This is a genomic window from Mesorhizobium sp. M7A.F.Ca.CA.002.04.1.1, assembly GCF_004022805.1.
Taxonomy (GTDB): Bacteria; Pseudomonadota; Alphaproteobacteria; order Rhizobiales; family Rhizobiaceae; genus Mesorhizobium; species Mesorhizobium ciceri.
On sequence record NZ_RZPL01000376.1, the window covers coordinates 1 to 5,414 of the forward strand.

At 58.6% G+C, this 5,414-nt stretch carries 8 protein-coding genes; 6 read left to right on the forward strand and 2 right to left on the reverse strand.

Features of this window, described 5'->3' with window-relative positions:
• The first annotated feature begins 79 nt into the window (after window positions 1-79).
• Both ENZ75_RS19410 and ENZ75_RS19415 read left to right on the forward strand, forming a co-directional pair.
• Complete coding sequence (locus ENZ75_RS19410) at window positions 80-799, forward strand: LuxR family transcriptional regulator (RefSeq protein ID WP_063169247.1); 720 nt, start codon at window positions 80-82, stop codon at window positions 797-799.
• Window positions 800-891: 92 nt separating this feature from the next.
• Window positions 892-1,524 (forward strand): acyl-homoserine-lactone synthase, encoded by a 633-nt coding sequence (locus tag ENZ75_RS19415; RefSeq protein ID WP_063169246.1) that lies wholly within the window; start codon window positions 892-894, stop codon window positions 1,522-1,524.
• A 365-nt stretch (window positions 1,525-1,889) separates the two neighbouring features.
• On the opposite strand, the gene ENZ75_RS35175 is transcribed toward ENZ75_RS19415, so the two are convergent.
• Window positions 1,890-2,138 (reverse strand): DUF6074 family protein, encoded by a 249-nt coding sequence (locus ENZ75_RS35175; protein WP_063169245.1) that lies wholly within the window; start codon window positions 2,136-2,138, stop codon window positions 1,890-1,892.
• Between the two features lie 599 nt (window positions 2,139-2,737).
• Here ENZ75_RS35175 and ENZ75_RS19425 point away from each other — a divergent pair.
• From ENZ75_RS19425 to ENZ75_RS19430, 3 genes are all read left to right on the forward strand, one after another.
• Window positions 2,738-3,208, forward strand: coding sequence for a hypothetical protein (locus ENZ75_RS19425; protein WP_224570941.1), 471 nt, complete (start codon window positions 2,738-2,740; stop codon window positions 3,206-3,208).
• The gene (locus ENZ75_RS35620) at window positions 3,201-3,335 is read left to right on the forward strand and encodes a hypothetical protein (RefSeq protein WP_256754986.1); all 135 of its coding nucleotides are present in this window, start codon (window positions 3,201-3,203) and stop codon (window positions 3,333-3,335) included. The genes ENZ75_RS19425 and ENZ75_RS35620 overlap by 8 nt, the downstream gene beginning before the upstream one ends.
• 174 nt (window positions 3,336-3,509) lie before the next feature.
• Entirely contained in the window at window positions 3,510-3,755 is a 246-nt protein-coding gene (locus tag ENZ75_RS19430; RefSeq protein ID WP_063169243.1) for a hypothetical protein, read from the forward strand.
• 189 nt (window positions 3,756-3,944) lie between these two features.
• On the opposite strand, the gene ENZ75_RS19435 is transcribed toward ENZ75_RS19430, so the two are convergent.
• Window positions 3,945-4,334, reverse strand: a complete 390-nt coding sequence (locus ENZ75_RS19435) for a hypothetical protein (protein ID WP_024505560.1) — start codon at window positions 4,332-4,334, stop codon at window positions 3,945-3,947.
• A 706-nt stretch (window positions 4,335-5,040) separates the two neighbouring features.
• On the opposite strand from ENZ75_RS19435, the gene ENZ75_RS19440 reads away from it, so the two are divergent.
• Window positions 5,041-5,414, forward strand: a 374-nt coding sequence (locus tag ENZ75_RS19440; protein ID WP_245481178.1) for a cation:dicarboxylase symporter family transporter, incomplete at its 3' end; no start/stop codon positions are given.

A 5,414-nucleotide genomic window follows, 5' to 3' on the forward strand; every position in this document is an offset into this window, starting at 1 on the left:
GCCCTGCAGGGACAGGCCATCATTTAGAACCACGTCTCCGTCGGCTTCCAGCAACCTCCGCGAGGTACGCTAAGCGCAGATGCATCGCGTATTTGAAACCTTGGTCGAGCAACTCTCTGCAAGCGTCGATGCCGTCGATCTCCATGAGGCAATGGCGTCCGCCGCAGCCGGGTTCGACTTTCCGCTCTTCGCTTATTTCACCTACCCATCCGCTTCCGGCGACAGGCCGCGATTGATCTCGAATTATCCATCATCATGGACATCACATTACCTGCAACAGCGCTACCACAGCGTGGATCCCGTGATCCTGCGGGGACTGCGGGGCTGGGATACCTTCGACTGGGGTGTGGACCGCGATCACCGTTATTTGCCGACCTCTCAGCAGGAAGTCCTGGAAAAAGCAGCTGAGTTCGGCATTCGCGGCGGACTGACCATGTCGATGCATGATCATCGCGGCCGGTTCGCCGCACTGACCTTCGCCTCCAACGAGGCGCATCCGCCATTTCTGAGGTCGCTGACGCGCTACGAAAAAGCAATGCAACTGGTTGCGATCAACGTTCATATCCATGCCCGGCGCAGGCTCGCCGAAGATTGCGTGGTAGATGGCATAATGCTCACCCGGCGGGAGTTCGAGTGCCTGAAATGGGCGGCGTGCGGCAAGTCGGCCTGGGATATCAGCCAGATTCTCGGTGTCTCGAAACGCACCGTGACCTTCCATCAGGAAAACGCCAAGGCGAAGCTTGGCGTGCGAACCATCAACCAGGCCGTAGTGCGGATGGCTGCTCGGGCGAGATCCTGATCCTCTCCAAGTCTAGCTGTAAAGGTCTACAGGCTGCATTCATGACGGCTTTGCCCTTCGATTGCGTGGACACATCCCGCACGGAGACGACAATGATGCAGCTGATAACACCCGACTGCTACGCCGAGTTTGCGAGCGAACTCAAGGAAATGCACGGACTTAGGTATCGGGTTTTCAAGAAGCGGCTCGATTGGGAAGTGCAGACCGAAGGCGAAATGGAAACGGACTCGTTTGACAGCCTGAACCCCGTCTACCTGCTTCTCAAGGGGTCCGATTGGCGAACTTGCGGCTGCGTCCGCCTTTTGCCGACCACCGGACCGACAATGTTGCGCGATACGTTTCCGACGCTGCTGGATGAGATGGTGGTCCCTGCGAGTGCCGATATCTGGGAGAGTAGTCGTTTCGCGCTCGATCTCCCTGCGACAGCGCCGAAGGCAGCTGGCGGCCTGGCCCAAGCAACCTACGAGCTCTTCGCGGGGATCATCGAATTCGGCTTGGCCAACAATCTCTCCGGGATCGTAACGGTGACAGATACGCGCATCGAAAGGATCCTTCGTCTCGCGACCTGGCCGTTGTCACGTATCGGACAGCCCAAGCAGGTCGGCAACACCGAGGCAGTCGCCGGCTTCCTCGATATTTCCTACGCCAGTCTCTTGCGCATCCGCTGGAGGGGACGCCTCAACGGGCCGGTGTTGTGGCAACCAGTTCTCATCCAATCGGCATAGCGCCTGCGGATGCTCAGCCGTGACTTGAGTTAAGTCTGCTCACGGCCGCCACCGCCGCCGTGAGGGTGAGCGGACCCGCCCCACGAGCTTTCGACTGTTCCGGTCGATTGGCTCGCGCGGCCGGACTTTGGATTTCCGTAGGCGCAACCCGCAGTCCAGCGTGAGCACGCCAAAATGGCGCCCCTCCGCTTCGTCCAAAGAAGCCAACGTGGCTTCTGAGGTCGTCTTAGAATATTGGACCGGCCGCCGTGAGCGATCGCAACCTCAAAGCTTTGCCGGTATGCCGGTTTGGCCGGACCGTCGGCCAGTCGGAGCAGTCCCCCGATAAGGACCCGAGCTGACGCGCGGTCCAACAGCGCCCGAGCCTATGCTTTGTGCATTACCGTTCGGTTGGCCATGTCGTCCAAGACCGCATGAAGAAGGCTTCCAACCTCCTGCGCAGCGAGCTCTGGCGCAATTCCTACATCGGACAATTGAATGAGCATTTTCTTGGCGGCACAGCGCCAGAACGCGCTCGCCGCCTCGCCGTTCTTGGTCTCGAGGGCCTGGGCGATACTTTCGACCAATATACGTCGCCGATGCAGCGGAAATACGCAAATGTTTGATTCATGCATCAATCACCTCACAGATTCAGTTCCACAAAGAAAAACACCGGCGTCTTCAAAAGAGCCCCGCTAGCGCGGTGACGGTTCGCGGCGACATGACGAGTTCCACTTCCCCATCGACAAGCCATTGGGAGATGAGCCGCCGGACCGCATATCCGGGACCGCACATAAGGTGAACCACCATTGCTCATCCGGCTGCATTTTCCTGGGCCGTTCGACGAGGCGTTCCAGCCGAATTGACGTCCAATGACTTGATCTCTGAAAGGGCAGGGCGGTACGAATCACCCGACTGTTCCGCTGCTTACATTCCTGCGAGCTTGTGTATGAACGATTAAAGCGTGCCCGAGCCGTTCTTGGTGGCCGCCGCAGAAGGGAATCATGTCATCCGCTGCCTATCGTAGGCGGCGCGACTTCTAGCATGACTGCACTGCCCCGACAGGGCTTTGCAATCGCGCGTTTCGAAGCCTATGCTTTGGCATCGGCCGGCATTTACTTCGGTGCAGCCGACAGTAAGACGTACGCGCTCTTGCCCCGTTGGAAGAGAGCCTTGCCCGATCCCTCTTTCGCGACCAGGTGCTGAAGCCCTCACCCCGCAGGACTTCGCGCTTTTGCGACCATCGCTGCATCACGTCGAACCGGGCATCAAGGACAAGTTGGAGGTCGCGCATCAGCCGATCAAGAACGTATATTTTCCCGAGAGGGGCATCGCGTCGGTGGTCGCCACCATGACCGGCGGGCGGCAAGGTGAAGTCGGCATTGTCGGCTATGACGGGATGAAAGGAATTGCCGTCATTCTCGGAAAGGAAAGCACTACCTGGCGCCTGCCGGTTGAAAACCTTCGCCCTGCGATTAGCCCGTCGCTTCGCACCTCAGTGCTGGACTATGCCCACGCGTTCCTCGTCCAATCATGCCGGACGGCACTGGTCAATGGCCACTCCAAGGTCGAAGAACGGCTGGCCCGCTGGCAGCTGATGGTCCACGACCGTGCGGAAGGAGATAAGATCCTCCCGACGCATGAATTTCTGGCGACCATGCTCGCGCCCACCGCCCGGGGTCACCACGGCCCTGCAAATGCTTGAGTATCGAGGACTGGTGCACGCCAAGCGCGGCGAGATCACGATCATCGACCGTGCCGGATTGATAAAGCTCACACATGGCGCTTATGACAAGGAGGAGCAGCGTTATTTCGGCCTGGCCGCTGCCTGAAGCATGTCGGTTGAAACGGGTTCAGCCGACGTCTCCTTGCCCCTCACCAGGTCGCCCAAAAGCATCAGCGGTTTTGAACGAATCGCAGCGATTGTCCGCAATCGGACATAGGCTTGAAGGCGGTCGAATTCGTGCCATAAGTCGGGTTGGTCAGGGTTCAGGGAGGAATTCGTCATGACCAATTCGTTTCACACCGTCACCGTCGAAAAAGCCGCAGAAGCCTATGTCCTTTCCAGGGGAAGGGTCCGCTTTCTCTCCATGGCGCAGGCGATCCGCGCCATCCGAACACTAATGCCGGCATGCAAGGCCACCGACCGCGAGTTGGAGGAACTGTTGGCGGCCGCTTCCTTCGTTCATGGCGTGCCCGTCGCCTTCGACACAAAAACAGCCGATGGTGTAGAACCACGGCTGCATTCCTAAGAGGGCATGCCGCGCCATGCAGACTGTCAGAGGGCATTCGTCAGATGGTAGTCCGCTAACTTAACTGCAGAGTCTAAAGGACGTGTTCCAGCATTGCGAACTCACCGATCGCTTTGTTGCCAAAGCTGCCAGCAAGCGATCGCCTCATCCAGCCGTTTGCACCATCTCATCACAGACATCATCGCGATGCTACCTGTCCAGCATATGTCCAGCATTTCGCAAGGCGGCCAGAAGGAGCCTCGCATAGCCTGTGACATCGATCTGGGCCTGCATCGAAAGGGGCATGCTGGTCCAGTTCTCCAACGGTGCAATGAAAGGTGAGAAGGTGCCATTGACAAGGCAACAACAGCTAACAAGGCCCTCTCGGTCCAATGCCACCACACCGATCTTGTCGCCTGGATATCCAATGGCTGCGACTCGCTGGACCTCCAGGTCACCGTCCACCCGCACGTCAAAAAGAAGGCTACCACGGCTCCTCGTGGCTATCTCAGCCGCCTTCTCATCAAAGCTTGAAGAGAGCAAGCGGACGCTTTCCACCGCCATCTGGAAAATCACCAAATCCAGTTCATTCACGGCCATATGGGCATTTCCGCGCAACGGGTGGTGATTGCAATGACACATACTGCTTGTTCACAGATGTCGGTCACGAACGATCATTCGTCGGGTTCCGGTTCCGACCAACGGTGTCGCCACCTGATCGTGCTGCGGTTCGAACCTTCCGAACGCGAGCCGAGCGCGCTATGAGGTTGGAGTCTAGGTCTCGGACCCTGCCTCGCGGCCTGCTCATCTTTGGCAGACCCGTTGCAACGCCGCCGCGATGGCGCAAACGCCAGATGACGCTGATCCATCGCTTGATCGTGAACTGAGCTTCTGAACACCATTGGGACAGCAGGGTGGAAGGGCTTGACCAACGCTGCCCCCGTTTTCCAAGAGGACCCGTCCTCGATTGAATCTTTCGAGCCCCGTGCAGCGCGCAGCCAAATGATGACCATCTGGACCCAGCTCGCAGACCGCAAGGCAAAGAGGGAACCTTCCAGGCAGCCAAGCTGCGTCGACGCAAAGAGCGGCCTTTGGAGTTCCCAGAATCGACCCTTCCATAGTTGCGACAGGCAACCACTGCACGAGTGTGGGAGAGCGAATCGCAAGCATTGCGTGAGGTCCTGCGCGTTTTCCCCTCTTGCTATTTGGCACATCGTTTGCGCCGAAGTGGGCGCAGCGTTCGACCGGAGCACTGCATGGGAGAGGGAGGAGCCCCACCCCGATCCGGTCAAGGAGAGAGACGGTGTTGGTTCCAAGAGTTCCCCGCGCGATCTTAGCGCCCCGCAAGCGCCATTTTGCCCGGACCTACGTGCAGGTACTTGCCGCCATAATCCTGGGTGCCGCAATCGGCTATTTCCATTTGGAGACCGGCCACAGCCTGAAGCCGCTCTGCGATGCCTTCGTCGATGTCGTCAAGATAATCACCGTACCTGTCATCTTCCTGACAATGGCGACCGGCATTGCCGGCATGAGCGATCTGCAGAAGGTCGGCCGAGTTGCCGCCAAGGCGATGGTTTATTTCCTTACCTTCTCGACGCTAGCACTCCTTGTCGGGCTGATTGTCGCGAATATCGTTCAGCCTGGCGCCGGCCTCAACATCGATCCGGCCTCGCTCGATGT

Excerpts from the sequence above, each read along its gene's own strand:
- ENZ75_RS19435 (WP_024505560.1), bottom strand. The coding sequence starts at position 4,334 with ATGGCCGTGAATGAACTGGATTTGGTGATTTTCCAGATGGCGGTGGAA.
- ENZ75_RS19410 (WP_063169247.1), top strand. The coding sequence starts at position 80 with ATGCATCGCGTATTTGAAACCTTGGTCGAGCAACTCTCTGCAAGCGTC.
- ENZ75_RS35620 (WP_256754986.1), top strand. The coding sequence starts at position 3,201 with ATGCTTGAGTATCGAGGACTGGTGCACGCCAAGCGCGGCGAGATCACG.
- ENZ75_RS19430 (WP_063169243.1), top strand. The coding sequence starts at position 3,510 with ATGACCAATTCGTTTCACACCGTCACCGTCGAAAAAGCCGCAGAAGCC.
- ENZ75_RS19415 (WP_063169246.1), top strand. The coding sequence starts at position 892 with ATGATGCAGCTGATAACACCCGACTGCTACGCCGAGTTTGCGAGCGAA.
- ENZ75_RS35175 (WP_063169245.1), bottom strand. The coding sequence starts at position 2,138 with ATGCATGAATCAAACATTTGCGTATTTCCGCTGCATCGGCGACGTATA.